Genomic DNA, 16,750 nt, shown 5'->3' with positions numbered 1-16,750 from the left:
GCATCTGGCGAGGACTCCACGTCGGAGGACTTTCCGCGCCCGCTCCCCGGATGCCATGCTGACGGGAAGCCCGGGCAGCTGTTGGCAGAGTGTCAGCAACCTCGTAGCCTGGGGGTTCACCGAGACGGGGAGACGCCGATGACCGCGGTCCAGCCGAAGCCGACGCCCGTCGGCGAGACGTTCGATTCGCTCAGCCCGGCCACCGACGAGGTCGTCGGGACCTACCCGGTGCACACGGCCGAGCAGGTCGGGGCTGCTGTGGAGCGGGCGAGGGCGGCCGCGGGCTGGTGGGACGGCCTGGGCTTCGCCGGGCGCGCCGAGCGGCTGCAGCGCTGGAAGGGCGTGCTGACCCGGCGGCTGCCGCAGCTGTGCCAGGTGGTGCGCGACGAGACCGGCAAGCCGATCGCGGACGCGCAGCTGGAGAGCGTTTTGGCGATCGAGCACATCGCGTGGGCGGCGAAGAACGCCCGCGAGGTGCTGGGCAAGCACCGCCGCTCGTCCGGGCTGCTGATGGCCAACCAGGCCGCGACCGTCGAGTACCTCCCGCTCGGCGTGGTCGGCGTGATCGGGCCGTGGAACTACCCGGTGTTCACTCCGCTGGGTTCGATCGCGTACGCGCTGGCGGCGGGCAACGCGGTGGTGTTCAAGCCGAGCGAGTACACGCCGGGTGTCGGGAAGTGGCTGGTGGACGCGTTCGCCGAGATCGTGCCTGAGCAGCCGGTGCTGCAGCTGGTGACCGGGTTCGGCGAGACCGGGGCGGCGTTGGTGGGTTCCGGGGTGGACAAGATCGCGTTCACCGGTTCGACCGGGACGGGCAAGAAGATCATGGCGGCTGCCGCGGACACGCTGACGCCGGTGGTGATCGAGGCGGGCGGCAAGGACGCGCTGCTGGTCGACGCGGACGCGGACCTGGAAGCGGCGGCGGACGCGACTGTGTGGGGCGCGTTCTCGAACTCGGGGCAGACCTGCATCGGCGTGGAGCGGGTGTACGTGCACGAGCGGGTGGCCGAGGAGTTCGTGGCGAAGGTGGTGGGGAAGGCGAAGCACGTGCGCGCGGGTTCGGACGAGGACGCGCAGTACGGGCCGATCACCATGCCCTCGCAGCTGTCGGTGATCCGCCGGCACATCGCCGACGCGCTCGCGCGCGGCGGGAAGGCGCTGGTCGGCGGGGTGGACAGCGTCGGCGACCGGTATGTGCAGCCGACGGTGCTGGTCGACGTGCCGGAGGACTCCGAGGCGGTGCGGGAGGAGACGTTCGGCCCGACGGTGACGATCGCGCGGGTGCGGGACATGGACGAGGCGGTGGAGAAGGCCAACGCGACCAAGTACGGCCTGGGTTCCACGGTGTTCTCGCGGGCGCGCGGGGCGGAGCTGGCGTCGCGGTTGCGGGCGGGCATGACCGCGGTGAACGCGCCGTTGTCGTTCGCGGGCATCGCGTCGCTGCCTTTCGGCGGGGTCGGCGATTCCGGGTTCGGCCGGATCCACGGCCCGGAGGGGCTGCGCGAGTTCGCCCGTCCGAAGGCGGTGGCCCGGCAGCGGTTCACCGCGCCGCTCACGCTCACCTCCTTCTCCCGCAAGGAATCCACGGACGCGCTGGTCGCCAAGCTGGTCACCGTCCTGCACGGCAAGCGCTGAGGAGAACTGTTGCCCGGCTTCGGCGATTTCCAGCACGAGATCTACTTCGCCGGATTGTCCGGCCGCGTCCCGGATCTGCCGATGTCGTACGCGGAACTGGAAGCGCGTGCGGCACAGGCGCTTCCGCCGTCCGTACTGTCCTATGTGGCCGGTGGCGCGGGCGACGAACGGACCCAGCGGGGCAACGTCGAGGCGTTCGAACGCTGGGGCCTGGTCCCGCGGATGTTCGTCGGCGCGAAGGAACGCGACCTGTCGGTGGACCTGTTCGGGATGAAGCTGCCGGCGCCGCTGTTCCTCGCGCCGGTCGGGGTGATCGGCCTGTGCGCGCAGGACGGCCACGGCGACCTCGCGACCGCACGGGCCAGCGCCCGGACGGGCGTGCCCATGGTCGCCTCGACGTTGAGCGTCGACCCGGTGGAAACGCTCGTCCCGGAACTGGGCGACACGCCAGGGTTCTTCCAGCTCTACACGCCGACTGACCGCGACCTCGCCGCCTCGCTCGTGCAGCGCGCCGAGGCGGCGGGCTTCCGCGGCATCGTCGTCACGCTCGACACGTGGGTCACCGGCTGGCGGCCGCGCGACCTGTCGACGGCGAACTTCCCGCAGCTGCGCGGGCATTGCCTGGCCAACTACTTCGCCGACCCGGTGTTCCGGAAACGGCTCGGCAAGGCTCCGGAGGACGACCCGGCCGCTGCCGTCGGGCTGTGGGCGCAGCTTTTCGGCAACCCGCTGACCTGGGAAGACCTGCCCTGGCTGCGGTCGCTGACCAAGCTTCCGCTGCTGGTCAAAGGCATCCAGCATCCCGACGACGCCCGCCGCGCGATCGACGGCGGGGTCGACGGGATCTACTGCTCGAACCACGGCGGACGGCAGGCCAACGGCGGCCTTCCGGCACTGGACTGCCTGGCCGAAGTGGTCGACGCCGCGGACGGCACGCCGGTGCTGTTCGACTCCGGCGTTCGCTCCGGGGCCGACGTGGTCAAGGCGCTGGCCTTGGGCGCGACCGCGGTGGGCGTCGGCCGGCCCTACGCCTGGGGATTGTCGTTGGCTGGTGAGGACGGCGTGGTCCATGTTCTGCGTACCTTGCTGGCTGAAGCTGACTTGATCATGGCGGTGGACGGCTATCCGACCCTGGCCGATCTCACCCGCGAAGCGCTGCGGAGAGTCGGCTAGCTCTTACGCGGGCAGGAAGTACCCCTCGCTCTCGTTCCACGGGATGTCGAAATCGTCGAGGTGCACCTGCCATTCCGCGTCCGGGAGGGCACGGCGCAACTCGGTCACCGAGCCCAGGACGTGTTCGAGCACCGGCATCACGCGGTCGACGTCGAACGGCATCTTGGTGGACCCGGCCACGATCGCGTCCGGCTCCTCGTACAGAAAGAGGGATTCCTCGTCGGGACAGGGAAAAGACGCCTGCCGCGCGGTGACGACGCGCTCGATGGCAGTGGTCTCGGCAGCGGTGAGCGCGGTCGCCCGGCTCGCGGTGTAGTAGAGGGAAGTGCTCATGGGCCAGACAGTAACGACGGGGTACGACAATTCCGGGAAAACGGTCATCCGGAACGGTCCGCCCGCCTCTTGAGCAGGCAGCTACAATCGCCGCCCGTATGTGGTTTCAGGGAAAGGCCGGGCGGCTCCTCGCCTGGTTGTCCGCGCTCGGCGCGATAGCCGTCGTCGTGGGCGTAGCGGTCGTCATCAGCAGCTTCAACCCGGTTGACTTGCAGGTTTACCGCTTCGGAGCGGACGCCGCCGTCCATGGTGGTGACCCATACGGTCCGCTCCCGACCACCACGGCAGGTTCCATGCTGCCGTTCATCTATCCGCCGTTCGCCGCGCTTCTCTTCTCCGGCTTGGCGTTCCCGCCGCTCGCCGTCGCGACCGTTCTGCTCGACCTCCTCTCCGTCGCCTCGCTCTGGCTCGTCTTGTACACCGTGGTGCGCCGCCGGTGGCGAGACTGGGGCCGCCGGACCGCGGTCCTGGCCGCGTGCGCGCTCACCTTGGCGGCCTTCGCTTTCGAGCCCGTGCGCTCCACTGTCGGCTTTGGACAGATCAACCTCGTCCTGATGGCCCTGGTTGCCGTGGATTGCCTAGCGCTTACCCCGCGGTGGCCGCGCGGAATCCTCGTCGGCTTGGCCGCCGCGATCAAGGTGACGCCCGCCGGTTTCCTGTTGTTCTTCGTGCTCACCAAGGATTTCCGAGCCGCCCGCACCACCCTGTTCACCGGTGCCGGCGTGACCTTGCTCGGCTTCCTGGTCGCCCCGCACGCTTCCGCCGAGTACTTCTTCGGCGGCGGCCTCACCAGCGCCGACGGCTTCAGCGGCGCGCCCTACGCGACCAACCAGACCATCCAAGGCGCCCTCAACCGCCTCGCCCTGCTGCCGCAGACCCACGACCTGCTGTGGCTGACCTTGTCCGCGTTCGTCCTGGTCACCGCGGTGCTCGTCATGCGGCGCGTCGACACCTCGCTCGCCTTTGTCGTCAACGCGACGGCAGTGCTCCTCGTATCCCCGATTTCCTGGTCTCACCATTGGGTTTGGGTGGTGCCCGCGGCGCTCATCCTCGCTGCCCGCGTCCGCACCCTTCGCGCTGGTGCGGCGCTGGCGGCGGGTGCCGCGGTCTTCATCGCCGCCCCGCACACCTTCGTGCCTTCCAGCGGGATGCGGGAACTCGCGTGGGAACCGTGGCAGCACCTCGTCGGCGATGCTTACGTCCTTCTCGGCTTGGGTTTCCTTGCCTGGCAACTATTCACGGTGCAGTTCGCCCGGGTTCCCGTACTGGAACGGGTCCGTTAAGCGGAACCGGGCCACGCCAGCGTCACCGGATCCCGGCCGGAGGACCCGAGATCCGGCGGCATTTCCGGGTCTACGCCCATCTCCAGCAAGGCCCGCTCGACCTCTCCGGCCGCGTCGGCGGGCAAGCACAACCGCCGCCGCACGACGTCCGCCATGGTCGAGAATTCCGCGTACTCCGGCTCCGGCGGCCGCCGCCATTCCACGACTTCCGGCTTGATTCCCGCTTCCGCGAGCGCCGCGAGACAGTCCACCGCAGTCGGCCCCGACGGGCGCTCGATTCCGTGAAACCGTTGCCACAACGGGTTAAGCTCGGTCAACGGATGCCGCGCGGCCGTCTCGACCACGACCCGCCGCCGGGCCGCCGCAGTGAGCGCCGCGGCGAACGGGGCCAGGTCGGGGACGTTGTAGACGACATTCCCGCACACGACGACATCCGCCACCCCAGCTTCGTCCGCGAGATCAGGCCACCGGCCGGACAACAGCCGGTGCTTCACACCCGCAGCCCGCTCGCCGAAGGCGGCGAGCAGCTCGTCGTCGGCGTCCAACGCTGTCACCGCGGTGACGTTCGACCGGCCGACCAGGGGCAGACTCGCCGCCCCGGCCGCCGCGCCGACGTCGAGCACCGTGCCAGGTTCCTGCAACGCTTCGGCGGCCAGCCGGTGAGTCGCCCCGATCGGCGCGGCGATCTGCCGGTCGGCCCGCCGCAGGAACACCTCCCGCGGAAGGACCCACGGCGATTCCGGAGGGTGCACGGTGTCCGGAATCGCCCAGGCGGCAAGGAGATCTCGCCAGGTCGACAGAGCGGTCATCGAGCCCGAATCAGGTCGGCCGCCTTCTCCGCCACCATGATCGTCGGTGCGTTGGTGTTCCCGCGCGGCACCACCGGCATCACCGAAGCGTCCACCACCCGCAGCCCCGAAACGTCGCGCACCTTCAGTTCCGGATCCACCACCGCGTGCTCGCCGCTGCCCATCGCGCACGTGCCGACCGGGTGGTACAGCGTCTGCGTGTTCTCCCGGACATGCTCAGTCAGTGCCTCGTCCGACAGGTCATGCGTCGCCGGCAAGAACGGTCGATCCAGGAACTTCGCCAGCGGACCAGACCGGCCGATCTCGATCAGCGACCGCAGGGCCGACTTCACCGACTCCAGGTCGATCGACTCCGCGTAGTAAGCCGGGTCGATTTCCGGCTTCCACAACGGATTCGCTGATTTCAACCGCAGCCGGCCGCGGCTCGCGACGTCGACCAGCGTGGCCGCCGACGTGAAGCCAGGACAGGTCGGTTCGCGCATCCCGTTGTCGTAGAACAACGTCGGGGCCACGTGGATCTGCATGTCCGGTGCGGCCAGCCCGTCGCGCGTCGAGTAGAACGCGCCCGCCTCGCCGATGTTCGACGCGAGCGGACCGCGTTTGGTCAGCTGGTACCGCACCAGTCCGGCGGGCGTCGCGGAGTCCGCGATGTCGGTCGTGCCCTTCGTCGACCAGATCACGCCGACCGCCGGGTGGTCGTGCAGGTTGTCGCCGACGCCGGGCAGCGCGGCGACCACGTCGATGCCCAGTTCGCGCAGGTGCTCGGCCGGTCCGACGCCGGACAGCATCAGCAGCTGCGGCGAGTTGATCGCGCCGCCGGAGAGCAGCACTTCGGCGTCCGCGCGGACCGTCGTCGGCACGCCTTTGTCCAGATAGGACACTCCGACCGCGCGGGTGCCCTCGAAGACCACCTGCGTGACCTGCGCGTTCGTCCGCACGGTGAGGTTCGGCCGCGACAACGCGGGCCGCAGGTAAGCGTCCGCGGTGGACCAGCGGCGGCCGCGCTTGCAGGTGACCTGGTAGAGCCCGGCCCCCTCCTGCGATTCGCCGTTGAAGTCGTCGGTGTGCTTGAGCCCCCACGCGACCGCGCTGTCCACCCACGCGTGCGACAGCTCGTGCGTGAACCGCCGGTCCTCGACGTGCAGCGGGCCGTCCGTGCCGTGCAGCGGACCGCCGAAGCGCTGGTTGCCCTCGGCGCGCTTGAAGTACGGCAGCACGTCGTCCCAGCCCCAGCCGGTGGCCCCGTGCGCATCGCGCCAGCCGTCGTAGTCGGCGCGGTTGCCGCGGATGTAGATCATCGCGTTGATCGACGAGCAGCCGCCGAGCATCCGGCCGCGCGGCCAGTACGCCGTCTTGCCGGTGTGCTTCTGCTCGACGGTCTCGTAGTTCCAGTCCCACTTCGTCTTGAACAGCGACGCGAACGCCGCCGGGATCCGGACCTCGTCCGCGGTGTCCTCGCCGCCCGCCTCGAGCAGCAGCACCCGCGCGGACGGGTCCTCGCTCAGCCGGTTCGCCAGCACGCAGCCCGCGCTGCCCGCGCCGACGATCACGTAGTCGAAGGAGTCCTGCTCTGGCACGCTGCCTCCCGGTGGTGTTGACACCCTGTCAACGACACATCATGGCGCAGGTCACGCTACGCGCAACTCCCCGGAAATCCGATCAGTCAGAAGTGGGGTCGAAGGAGGTGACGCACGCGCCGTCGACCGCGCGGTCGTCCGTTTCCACCCGGCCCTCCTTGGCGACGCCGTCGAGCTTGGCGTCGACGTGCACGATCGTCCGGCCTGCGGTCCGCAGCACGTCCGTCTTGCGCACGGTCAGCTTCGTTTCGCCGTAGATCCACTGCTGGGTGCCGTCACGGGTGGTGTCCGGCGCGTCGCGGCACATGACCGACAACGCCGCCGGGATGTCGCGCGCGTTGACCGCGTCGATGAACTTCGTCGCGGCGTCCGTGCCGTCCTTCATCGGCGGCCGCGGCTTCGGATCGGTCGACAGGCTGGCCAGCGGTGCCGGTTCGCCGTCCGCCTTGACGTCGCGCACGCACCAGCCCGTGCCGTCCGGGATCAGCGCGATGCCGAAGGCGAGGTTGCTCGCGGTGATCGTGGCCGCGCGCTCCTGCGGTCCGGTCGGGTGCACCGGGTTGCTGATCTTCGCGTCGCCCTTCGCGCCCCGGAACATCTCCTCGGCGGCGTAGGACCGCTTCGACCGGATCTTGCACCACAGGTCGTTCAGCCCGGTCTGCTCGGTGATCGAGTTCGCGACCGACTGGGCCAATTGCTCCGGCGTTCCCCGCGACGTCGTGTCCAGCTTCTCTTTGAAGAACCCCGGGGTCACCCAGCCGGTGAACGCGACCGCGCCGCCGAGCACCACGACTGCCGTGCCGAGCGAAATCCACAGCCCGGCCTTCGACTTCTTCTTCGACGGCTGCGGGTACTGCCCGAATTGCCCAGGTGGCGGCCCCTGCTGCGGCCCGCGCGGCGGAAAAGGCCCCTGCTGCGGGTACGGGCCCTGCGGCGGGTGGTTCATGTCTCCCCCTCGATACCGGTCTGTCTGCCGGTCAGGCTAGTGAAGTACGCTTCAACCGCACCCACGACCTGCAGAAATAAGGAGCAGCCAGCCGTGGCTCGAGTCGTTGTCGACGTCATGCCCAAACCCGAGATCCTCGACCCGCAGGGCCAGGCGGTGGCGCGCGCGCTGCCGCGGCTGGGCTTCTCCGGGGTCGCCGACGTGCGCCAGGGGCGGCACTTCGAACTCGAGGTCGACGACGACGTCGATGACGAGACGCTGGCCAAGATGGCCGAGGGCTTCCTCGCCAACCCGGTGATCGAGCAGTGGACGATCCGGCGGGTGGACGCGTGAGCGCCCGCATCGGCGTCATCACCTTCCCCGGCACGCTCGACGACGGCGACGCCGCCCGCGCGGTCCGCTACGCCGAGGCCGAGGCGGTTTCGCTCTGGCACGCCGACGACGACCTGAAGGGCGTCGACGCGGTCGTCGTCCCCGGCGGCTTCTCCTACGGCGACTACCTGCGCGCCGGCGTGATCGCCCGCTACGCGCCGGTGATGTCGTCGGTCATCGACGCGGCCCGCAAGGGCATGCCGGTGCTCGGCATCTGCAACGGCTTCCAGATCCTGTGCGAGGCCGGTCTGCTCCCCGGCGCGATGATCCGCAACGTCGGCCTGCACTTCGTGTGCCGCGACCAGTGGCTGCGCGTGGAGAACAACACCACCGCGTGGACCACGCGCTACGAGGCGGGCGCGGAAATCCTGATTCCGGTCAAGAACAACGACGGCTGCTACGTCGCCGAACAGTCCACTGTGGACATGCTGGAGGCGGAGGGCCGGGTGGCGTTCCGCTACGTCGGCGGCAACCCGAACGGCTCCCGCAACGACATCGCGGGCGTCACCAGCGAGAACGGCCGCGTGGTCGGTCTCATGCCGCACCCGGAGCACGCGATCGACGCGCTCACCGGCCCGTCCGACGACGGCCTGGGCCTGTTCTACAGCGCGGTCGACGCGCTCGTGAAAGCCTGATCCGCACCGAAAAAGGGGCCCTGGGGAACTTCCCGGGGCCCCTTTTCGCGTTACTTGCTGTGGTCGCTGGAGAGCCAGCGTTCGGTGCGCACCCGCACCAGCACCGAGGTCTCCTTGAGCGAACCCTCGACGAACTTCCGCGCCTCGGCCTCCGGCGCGTACCGGGAGGCGATGGCGAGCGCCTGCTCCTCGGTCGGTGCCGAGGACCGGTCGACGACCGGACCGGATACCGTGACGTACTTGTACGGCTGGGTTTCCTGCTGCACCGTGAGGCTCAGCTGGCCCGCCGCCTCGATCGCGCGATCCTTCGCCGAGCCGCGGTCCATCCAGATCAGCAGTTCGCCGCCGGGCTCGTAGTCGTACCAGACCGGCACGGCGAGCGGGGCCGCGCCTTCCCGGCCGATCGACAGCACGCCCACGCGCTCCTCGGCGAGGAATTTCTCTCGTTCGTCCACCGTCATGACCGCCATCCGGCGTCACCCCCAGGCTAGGAAGATCAGGATCCGCCTGAAGCCAACGCCGGATGCCCTCCGGACATTCCGGTCAGTTCGCCGCCCAGGCTCTTTCACCAATCGGAACCACACCGCGGGATCGCGCCGGCTTGAAGGCGATCCCGCACGCCTCGGCGGAGCCGAGGCAGAAGACTCAGCCGAGCCGGAAGACCAGCGCCGTGGACTGCCCGCTGTAGATCCCGCGGACTCCGAAAACGACCCCGTCTGCCCAGAACAAGCGGCAGAACCACGGTGCCAAGCCGCGATTGCCGGAGCCCGGGAGCGAGACCGTGCGCACGGGTGTCACGGCTCCGGTGTCCAGCGCGAACTTGACTATGTGCTGATCAGGACTGTCCTGGCCAGCGGAGACCACGGCGATCACCTGCCCGCCCTCCACCGCGAGCGGTGCCGCGACAATGCCGCCGCCGGGTGCCGGGACTTCCCAGCGTTTGGCACCGGTGCGGAGGTCGAACGCGGCGAGGCGGTTGGGCTTCTGCGGGCTGGTCAGCGCGATCATCGTGGTGCCCGTGACGAGTGCTCGCGAACGTCGATGTGACGTGCCGTGGGAGACCCCGCTCAGGCTGTAGCCGAATCCGTCGTCGCCCATGAAGCCGTTCAACGCGTCTCCGGCCTCGATGGTGGAAACCGGTTCGAGCGAGTCGTCGAGAGTTTCGTACAACCCTTTCGATGTATCGCTGAGGTAGGCGACCAGCGGCGACGCGCTCACCCACGCCATCGTGAGGAAGGACTTGCTCTTCACGAACTCGTTGTGCTGCTTGATTTTTCCGGTCGCGGGATCGACGGCAACGGCGACGTACAAGTCGTCGCCGGCGTCCTTGGCGCTGCAGTGGGACAGCAGCACGAAGTCCGCGCTGCGCGGCATCCCGTCCGACGGGATGCAGTTCGAGTACACCTTCTCGTCGGTCGGTGGCGTGACCTCGGACCAGCGGACGGCGCCGGTGGCCGCGTCCAGCCCGAGCAGCTGCTGGTAGTGCACGACCACGACCGAACCGCCGACGATCGCCAGCACCGCGTGCTCGTCGAGTTTCGCCTCCGACGGGCTTCCCGACGAGGTGATGGGCATCGCCCGCTGCCACAGCAGCTTTCCCGCGTTGACATCCAGTACGGCCGCGCTCGAGCAGAGATCCCCATAGCCGACGGCGATGCGGTTGTCGACGACAGAGGTGCTCGCCCCGCAGAAATGGCCGGAGGGGGAGGGGATCCTCCAGCGTTCCTTGCCGTCGCTCCGTGCGTACGCGACCGCATAGGTGTCGTTCACCAGCACCAGATCGTCGCCAACGACCCAGGAATCGATGCCGATCTCGTACGGCGCGATCCGGTCCGATCCCAGCTGCCACGGACCTTGCTGGGACACCGCGATCGCGTGGCCGGGCACCTTGCCGCTGTTGAGCGCGAGCGGTACCACGATCGCCGCGATCACCACGGCTGCCAGAAATGCTGAGCTTACGAGGAGGGCCCGCCGGCCGCCCATTTTGTCCGTCACTACCCGCTCCCCCTTTCGATGCGGGCAGTGTATTTGGGGAAATCTGATTCTTCCAAAGTTCCGCCACAGCTTTCCCCGCGCCGGATTTGTCGTCAGGGAATCGCGCTTCAGCTCGCCGCCGCGACCAGCCGCGAGTACGGGCCGCCCGCCGCGATCAGGTCCTCGTGCGGGCCGAGTTCGGTGATCTTCCCGCCTTCGACCACCGCGACCCGGTCGGCTGCCGCGGCCGTGTGCAGCCGGTGCGCGATCGCGATCACCGTGCGGCCTTCGAGCACCGCGTTCAGCGACCGTTCCAGTTCGCGCGCCGAACCGGTGTCCAGCAGCGACGTCGCCTCGTCCAGCACCAGCGTGTGCGGGTCGGCCAGGACGACCCGGGCCAGCGCCAGTTGCTGCGCGAGACCGGCCGGAACCGCGTACGCGCCCGAGCCGAGCTTGGTGTCCAGCCCGTCCGGCAGTCCGGCCGCCCACTCCGCCGCGCCGGCGGACGCGAGCGCGGCCATCAGTTCCTCGTCGGTCCAGTCCCCGCCGTCGCGCCGGGCTGGAAGAGCCAGGTTTTCCCGCAGCGTCCCGGAAAACGTGTGGTGCTCCTGCGTCAGCAGCAGAACCTCGCCGCGCAGCACGTCGTCGGAGAGCGTCGACACCTCGGTGCCGCCGACCTGGATCGACCCCGCGGTCGGCGCCGAGATCCCGGCCAGCAGCCTGCCCAGTGTGGACTTGCCCGCGCCGGACGGTCCGACGATCGCCAGCCGTTCGCCGCGCGGCACGCTCAGCGAGATGCCGTGCAGCACCTCGCGATCGGCCGTGTAGCCGAACCGGACGTCGCGCACCTCGATGTCGCGCCCGCGCGGCGCGGCGGTCACCTTGTCCGCCGCTTCGGCCGGCTGCACGCCGATGATCCGGCGCGTCGCGGCGATCGCGACCTGCAGGTCCTCCAGCCAGAACATCGCCTCGCTGAGCGGAGCGGTCATCGCCTGCGCGTACGCCAGCATCGTGGTGATCGTGCCGAGCCCGGCCCAGCCCTGGCTGTAGGCGAACATGCCGAGCAGCAGGAGCGCGGCGATCGGCAGGACGTAGCTGATCTCCAGCGTCGGCAGCCAGCGCATCTGCAGCGCCCGCATCCGGCGTTCGCCGAGCGTCGCCTGGTCGAGCGCGTGGTGCCCGGCGCGCATGCGCCGCCGCGTGAGGCTGAGCGCCTCCGTGGTCCGCGCGCCCTCCACGGTCTCGTGGGTGATCGACTGCAGGTCGCCCCAGCGGTCGAGCATCCACGCGAACGCGGTCGGGATCTTCCGCTGGTACCAGACGTTCACCGGCACCAGCAACGGGATCGCGACCAGCAGGGCCAGCGCGAGCAGCGGCGACGTCACGATCATCGCGATCGTCGTGAACAGCACGGTCACCGCGGCGATGAGGATTTCCGGCGCGGCGAACCGCACCGCGACGTCCAGCCGGTTGATGTCGCTGGTCGCCCGGCTGAGCAGGTCGCCGGTGCCGGCCGCCTCGACAGTGCCGAGCGGCAGGCCGAGCGCGTTCGTGACGAACCGTTCGCGGGTCTGCGCCAGCACGCGCTCGCCGAACATCCGGCCGCGCAGCCGCGCCGCCTTCCTCGCCCACGCCTGCAGCACGAGCACCACCACGAACGCCACGGCCAGCAGATCGACCTGCAGCGTCGGACCGTGCTCGACCACGCCGTCCACGAGCCTGCCGAGCAGCTGCGGCCCGGCCAGCCCGACCACCGTGGCCAGGCAGAACAGCCCGAGCATCACGGAAAACTCGCGCCGGTGCTCGACCGCCACGCGTTTCGCCCAGCGCCGTACGTCGCGTTTCGACGCCAGCGGGAGCCGCGTCGTCATACCGTCACTGCCTTTCCGTGGACGACCTCGTCGGCCACGTTCCTCCACAGTGGACTCTGGCTGAACACCACCGTGGTCCTTCCGGCCCGCAATTCCTTGGTGCGCCGGGTGATCCGGGCTTCGGTGTGCGCGTCGACCGCCGAGGTCGGCTCGTCGAGCAGCAGCACGTCGGAGTCCATCGCCAGTGCACGGGCCAGGCTCAGCCGCTGCCGCTGTCCGCCGGACACCTCGCGGCCGCGTTCGCCGATCAGCTCGTCGACTCCGCGCGGAAGGGCCTCGATGATGTCCTCGGCGTCCGCCGCGTGCAGCGCCGAGAAGATGTCGACCTCGCGCGGATGCTCCGGCGTCAGCTGATCGCGCAGCACCCCGGAAAACCACAGGTCCTGGTTGTGCGCGTACACCACCCGCCGGCGCAGTTCGGCGAGCGCGACGCGATCCGCGGGCACCCCGCCGACCAGCACCTGCTCGCCCTCGTCCGCGTCGGCGAACCGGCTCATCCGCGCGGCGATCGCCTCCGCCTCGGCGCCCAGATCGACCACGGTCAGCTTGCCCGGCGCGATCCGGATGCCGCTGGCGGTGTCCACCAGTTCGAGCGGACCCTCCGGCAGCGGCCGCGGCGACACCGGCTCGGCGAGCTTCGGCCGCAGGGCCAGCAGCCCGCACACCTTGCGCGCCGCGACCAACCCCGAGCTGAGCGAGCTGACCTGCTCGGTCGCCGTGGCGACCGGCACCACCAGGAACGCCGAAAGACCGTAGAACGCGACCAGTTCGCCGACGCCGATCGTGCCGTCGAGCGCGAGCCGCGCGCCCAGCCAGGTGATCGCCACCGTGACCAGCCCGGGCAGCAGCACCTCCGCGCCGGCGAGCCAGGCTTCGCTGCGCCCGACCTCGACGCCGGAGCGCCGCACCAGCTGGCTGGCCTCGCGGAACCGGGCGAGGAACCGCCGTTCGCCGCCGACGCCGCGCAGGATCCGCAGCCCGGACACGATGTCCGCGCCGAGTGCGTTCACGTCGCTCAGATTCTCCCGCTGCGCCGTTTTCCGCTTCTGCAGCGGCGCGAGCAGCGGACCGATGCCGAGCACCGCGAGCGGGACGCCGACCAGGGCGACCGTGCCCAGCACCGGCGAAGTGCCGAGCATCGCGATCCCGATCACCACGAACGCGACAATCGACCCGAATGTGCGACCGACGACCTCGAACGCGTTGCCGACCCAGTTCATGTCCGACGACGTGACCGCGACGACGTTGCCGGTGCTGGTCGCGTCGCGCAGGGACGCGCCGAGCCGGGTCGTATGGTCGGTGACCAGGCGTTGCGTGCTGCCCGCGCCGTGCATCCACAGGCCGTACGAGGCGAAGTGCAGACCGGTGCCGAGCAGCGCCTGCGTCACGCCGAGCACGCCCGCGACCAGCGCCCAGCGGCCCAGCGCGGCCGAGTCGCCCGCGGCGATCGCTCCCACGCCGCGGCCGATCACCAGCGGCAGCAGGGCGCTCGGCAGCGACCAGCCGGCCCCGGTGACGATCGCGGCGAGGACGAGCCCGGGCCGCGCGCGCAGGACCGCCAGCAGGTACCGGACCGGCGTCGGGTGTTCCGGCAGTCGGATCTCGGGAAAGCGGTACGTGGCGGAAAGCACGATCACTGACGCTAAGCCGCCGGGGCTGTCCGGCGCGACTGATTTATCCCCAGGCGAACGGTCCGTGAAGGGCTCCTTGAGGGAATCTGATTCCCTCAAGGAGCCCTTCACGGACCTTCCCGGGACCAGGGCGGGCGGCTGCGGGTGTGACCCGGCCGACACGTAGTCTGGAGCCTGTGGCGAACCCTGACACGGACACCGTGACCAGCACAGTTGACACCACCGCAGTGGCCGCGGCGACCCCGGAAACGAGCCAGCCGTACGTCGAACTCGGCCTCGCCGAAGACGAGTACGCGCGGATCCGGGAAATCCTCGGCCGCCGGCCCACCGACGCCGAGCTCGCGATGTACTCGGTGATGTGGAGCGAGCACTGCTCCTACAAGTCCTCGAAGAAGCACCTGCGCTACTTCAGCGAGACCGCCACCGACGAGATGAAGGCCAAGATGCTGGCCGGCATCGGCGAGAACGCGGGCGTCGTCGACATCGGCGACGGCTGGGCGGTCACCTTCAAGGTGGAAAGCCACAACCATCCGTCCTATGTGGAGCCGTACCAGGGCGCGGCCACCGGCGTCGGCGGCATCGTGCGCGACATCATGGCGATGGGCGCGCGGCCGCTCGCGGTGCAGGACGCGCTGCGCTTCGGCCCGGCCGACGCGCCGGACACCAAGCGCGTGCTGCCCGGCGTGGTCGCGGGCGTCGGCGGCTACGGCAACTGCCTCGGCCTGCCGAACATCGGCGGCGAGCTGGTCTTCGACCCGTCGTACGCGGGCAACCCGCTGGTCAACGCCCTGTGCGTGGGTGCGATGCGGACCGAGGACCTGCACCTGGCGTTCGCGTCCGGGGCCGGCAACAAGATCATCCTGTTCGGCGCGCGCACCGGCCTCGACGGCATCGGCGGCGTGTCCGTGCTCGCCAGCGACACCTTCTCCGGCGACGAATCCGCGTCCGGGCGGCGCAAGCTGCCCAGCGTGCAGGTCGGCGACCCGTTCACCGAGAAGGTGCTCATCGAGTGCTGCCTCGACCTGTTCAAGGAGAACCTGGTCGTCGGCATCCAGGACCTCGGCGGGGCCGGGCTGTCGTGCGCGACGTCCGAGCTGGCCGCGGCGGGCGACGGCGGCATGCACATCTACCTCGACCGGGTTCCGTTGCGCGCCACCGGGATGACGCCCGCCGAGGTGCTCTCCAGCGAATCGCAGGAGCGCATGTGCGCGGTCGTCGCGCCGGAGAACGTCGAGGCGTTCATGGCCGTCTGCGCGAAATGGGACGTCATCGCCACCGACATCGGCGAGGTCACCGACGGCGAGCACCTCGTCATCACCTGGAACGACGAGATCGTGGTCGACGTGCCCGCGCACACCGTCGCGCACCAGGGCCCGGTGTACGACCGCCCGATCGAGCGCCCCGCGTTCCAGGACGGCCTGATCGCCGACACGTCCGCGAAGCTGCCGCGTCCGTCGACCCCCGAGGAACTGCGCGCGGACTTCCTGAAGCTCATCGCGTCGCCGAACCAGGCGTCGAAGGAATGGGTGACCGCGCAGTACGACCGCTACGTGCGCGGCAATTCGGTGCTCGCCCAGCCCTCCGACTCCGGCATGATCCGGATCGACGAGGAGAGCAACCGCGGCGTCTCGGTCGCCACCGACTGCAACGCGAAGTTCGTCTACCTCGACCCGTACCGCGGCGCGCAGCTCGCGCTGGCCGAGGCGTACCGGAACGTCGCCACCGGCGGTGCGACCCCGGTCGCGGTGTCCGACTGCCTCAACTTCGGCGCCCCGACCGACCCGGGCGTGATGTGGCAGTTCGAGCAGGCCGTGCACGGTCTCGCCGACGCGTGCGTCGAGCTGGGCATCCCGGTCACCGGCGGCAACGTCAGCTTCTTCAACCAGACCGGCGACACGGCGATCCTGCCGACCCCGGTGATCGCGGTGCTCGGCGTGATCGACGACGTCACCCGCCGCATCCCGACCGGCATCGGCGCGGAAGCCGGCGAAACGCTGCTGCTGCTCGGCGAAACCCACGACGAGCTGGACGGTTCGGCCTGGGCCCGCGAACTGCACGGCCACCTCGGCGGCGTCCCGCCCCGCGTGGACCTGGCCCGCGAGAAGCTGCTTGGCGAGATCCTCGTGGCCGGTTCGCGCGACGGCATGATCTCCGCCGCGCACGACCTCTCCGACGGCGGCTTGGCGCAGGCCCTCACCGAGACTGTCCTCATTGGACAGTGCGGGGCCCGCGTGTTCCTCGACCGCGACCAGGACCCGTTCGTGCAGCTGTTCTCCGAGTCGTCCGGCCGCGTGCTCGTGGCGGTCCCGCGCACGGAGGAACTGCGGTTCACCGAGATGTGCACCGCGCGCGGCCTGCCGTGGCGCAAGACCGGCGTCGTCGACCCGGATTCCGGCACGCTCGAGATCCAGGGCATCACGGAGTTCTCCCTCGACGAGCTGCGCGAGACCTGGGAGAAGACCCTTCCGGCGCTGTTCGACTGAGCCCTCGTGAGTGCCTGCGCTGGTCAGA

14 protein-coding genes are annotated in these 16,750 nt (G+C 70.0%); 6 read left to right on the top strand and 8 right to left on the bottom strand.

The features are described 5' to 3' along the window. Positions 1 to 138: 138 nt before the first annotated feature. Both SSMG_RS37270 and SSMG_RS37265 read left to right on the top strand, forming a co-directional pair. Positions 139 to 1,635, top strand: coding sequence for an aldehyde dehydrogenase family protein (locus SSMG_RS37270; RefSeq protein ID WP_037716158.1), 1,497 nt, complete (start codon positions 139 to 141; stop codon positions 1,633 to 1,635). A 6-nt stretch (positions 1,636 to 1,641) separates the two neighbouring features. Further along, on the top strand, positions 1,642 to 2,808 hold the full coding sequence (locus tag SSMG_RS37265) for a lactate 2-monooxygenase (RefSeq protein ID WP_199786421.1): 1,167 nt from the start codon (positions 1,642 to 1,644) through the stop codon (positions 2,806 to 2,808). Positions 2,809 to 2,811: 3 nt separating this feature from the next. Here the strand turns inward: SSMG_RS37265 and SSMG_RS37260 are convergent, their stop codons facing one another. Further along, positions 2,812 to 3,141 carry a hypothetical protein gene (locus SSMG_RS37260; RefSeq protein ID WP_037716155.1) on the bottom strand — a complete coding sequence of 110 codons (330 nt, stop codon included), beginning with the start codon at positions 3,139 to 3,141 and terminating at the stop codon, positions 2,812 to 2,814. Between the two features lie 98 nt (positions 3,142 to 3,239). Between SSMG_RS37260 and SSMG_RS37255 the strand changes: the two genes are divergently transcribed. Beyond that, on the top strand, positions 3,240 to 4,424 hold the full coding sequence (locus tag SSMG_RS37255; RefSeq protein WP_009084805.1) for a glycosyltransferase 87 family protein: 1,185 nt from the start codon (positions 3,240 to 3,242) through the stop codon (positions 4,422 to 4,424). On the opposite strand, the gene SSMG_RS37250 is transcribed toward SSMG_RS37255, so the two are convergent. The 3 genes from SSMG_RS37250 to SSMG_RS37240 all read right to left on the bottom strand — a co-directional run bounded on the left by SSMG_RS37250 (position 4,421) and on the right by SSMG_RS37240 (position 7,756). Beyond that, on the bottom strand, positions 4,421 to 5,233 hold the full coding sequence (locus SSMG_RS37250; protein ID WP_009084803.1) for a bifunctional 2-polyprenyl-6-hydroxyphenol methylase/3-demethylubiquinol 3-O-methyltransferase UbiG: 813 nt from the start codon (positions 5,231 to 5,233) through the stop codon (positions 4,421 to 4,423). The genes SSMG_RS37255 and SSMG_RS37250 overlap by 4 nt on opposite strands. Further along, positions 5,230 to 6,810, bottom strand: coding sequence for a GMC family oxidoreductase (locus SSMG_RS37245; RefSeq protein WP_037716153.1), 1,581 nt, complete (start codon positions 6,808 to 6,810; stop codon positions 5,230 to 5,232). The genes SSMG_RS37250 and SSMG_RS37245 overlap by 4 nt, the downstream gene beginning before the upstream one ends. Positions 6,811 to 6,892: 82 nt before the next feature. Beyond that, positions 6,893 to 7,756 (bottom strand): hypothetical protein, encoded by an 864-nt coding sequence (locus tag SSMG_RS37240; protein WP_009084801.1) that lies wholly within the window; start codon positions 7,754 to 7,756, stop codon positions 6,893 to 6,895. 93 nt (positions 7,757 to 7,849) lie between these two features. Here SSMG_RS37240 and purS point away from each other — a divergent pair, with 93 nt between their 5' ends. Further along, entirely contained in the window at positions 7,850 to 8,089 is a 240-nt protein-coding gene (gene purS / locus SSMG_RS37235) for a phosphoribosylformylglycinamidine synthase subunit PurS (RefSeq protein WP_009084798.1), read from the top strand. Next, the gene (gene purQ / locus SSMG_RS37230; protein ID WP_009084796.1) at positions 8,086 to 8,763 is read left to right on the top strand and encodes a phosphoribosylformylglycinamidine synthase subunit PurQ; all 678 of its coding nucleotides are present in this window, start codon (positions 8,086 to 8,088) and stop codon (positions 8,761 to 8,763) included. The genes purS and purQ overlap by 4 nt, the downstream gene beginning before the upstream one ends. A gap of 50 nt (positions 8,764 to 8,813) precedes the next feature. On the opposite strand, the gene SSMG_RS37225 is transcribed toward purQ, so the two are convergent. The 4 genes from SSMG_RS37225 to SSMG_RS37210 all read right to left on the bottom strand — a co-directional run bounded on the left by SSMG_RS37225 (position 8,814) and on the right by SSMG_RS37210 (position 14,239). Further along, positions 8,814 to 9,233, bottom strand: a complete 420-nt coding sequence (locus SSMG_RS37225; RefSeq protein WP_009084795.1) for a pyridoxamine 5'-phosphate oxidase family protein — start codon at positions 9,231 to 9,233, stop codon at positions 8,814 to 8,816. A 175-nt stretch (positions 9,234 to 9,408) separates the two neighbouring features. Then, on the bottom strand, positions 9,409 to 10,758 hold the full coding sequence (locus SSMG_RS37220; protein WP_078561031.1) for a PQQ-binding-like beta-propeller repeat protein: 1,350 nt from the start codon (positions 10,756 to 10,758) through the stop codon (positions 9,409 to 9,411). 107 nt (positions 10,759 to 10,865) lie between these two features. Further along, positions 10,866 to 12,608: an ABC transporter ATP-binding protein gene (locus SSMG_RS37215; protein ID WP_009084791.1), complete on the bottom strand. Its 1,743-nt coding sequence runs from the start codon at positions 12,606 to 12,608 to the stop codon at positions 10,866 to 10,868. Next, positions 12,605 to 14,239, bottom strand: a complete 1,635-nt coding sequence (locus tag SSMG_RS37210; RefSeq protein ID WP_037718620.1) for an ABC transporter ATP-binding protein — start codon at positions 14,237 to 14,239, stop codon at positions 12,605 to 12,607. Before SSMG_RS37210 ends, SSMG_RS37215 begins: the two co-directional genes overlap by 4 nt. A gap of 200 nt (positions 14,240 to 14,439) precedes the next feature. Here SSMG_RS37210 and purL point away from each other — a divergent pair, with 200 nt between their 5' ends. Then, the gene (gene purL / locus SSMG_RS37205; protein WP_009084787.1) at positions 14,440 to 16,722 is read left to right on the top strand and encodes a phosphoribosylformylglycinamidine synthase subunit PurL; all 2,283 of its coding nucleotides are present in this window, start codon (positions 14,440 to 14,442) and stop codon (positions 16,720 to 16,722) included. Positions 16,723 to 16,750 lie beyond the last annotated feature (28 nt).

It is taken from the genome of Streptomyces sp. AA4 (assembly GCF_000158875.1).
Taxonomy (GTDB): domain Bacteria; phylum Actinomycetota; class Actinomycetes; order Mycobacteriales; family Pseudonocardiaceae; genus Amycolatopsis.
This window is presented reverse-complemented; position numbering and strand designations above follow the sequence as displayed.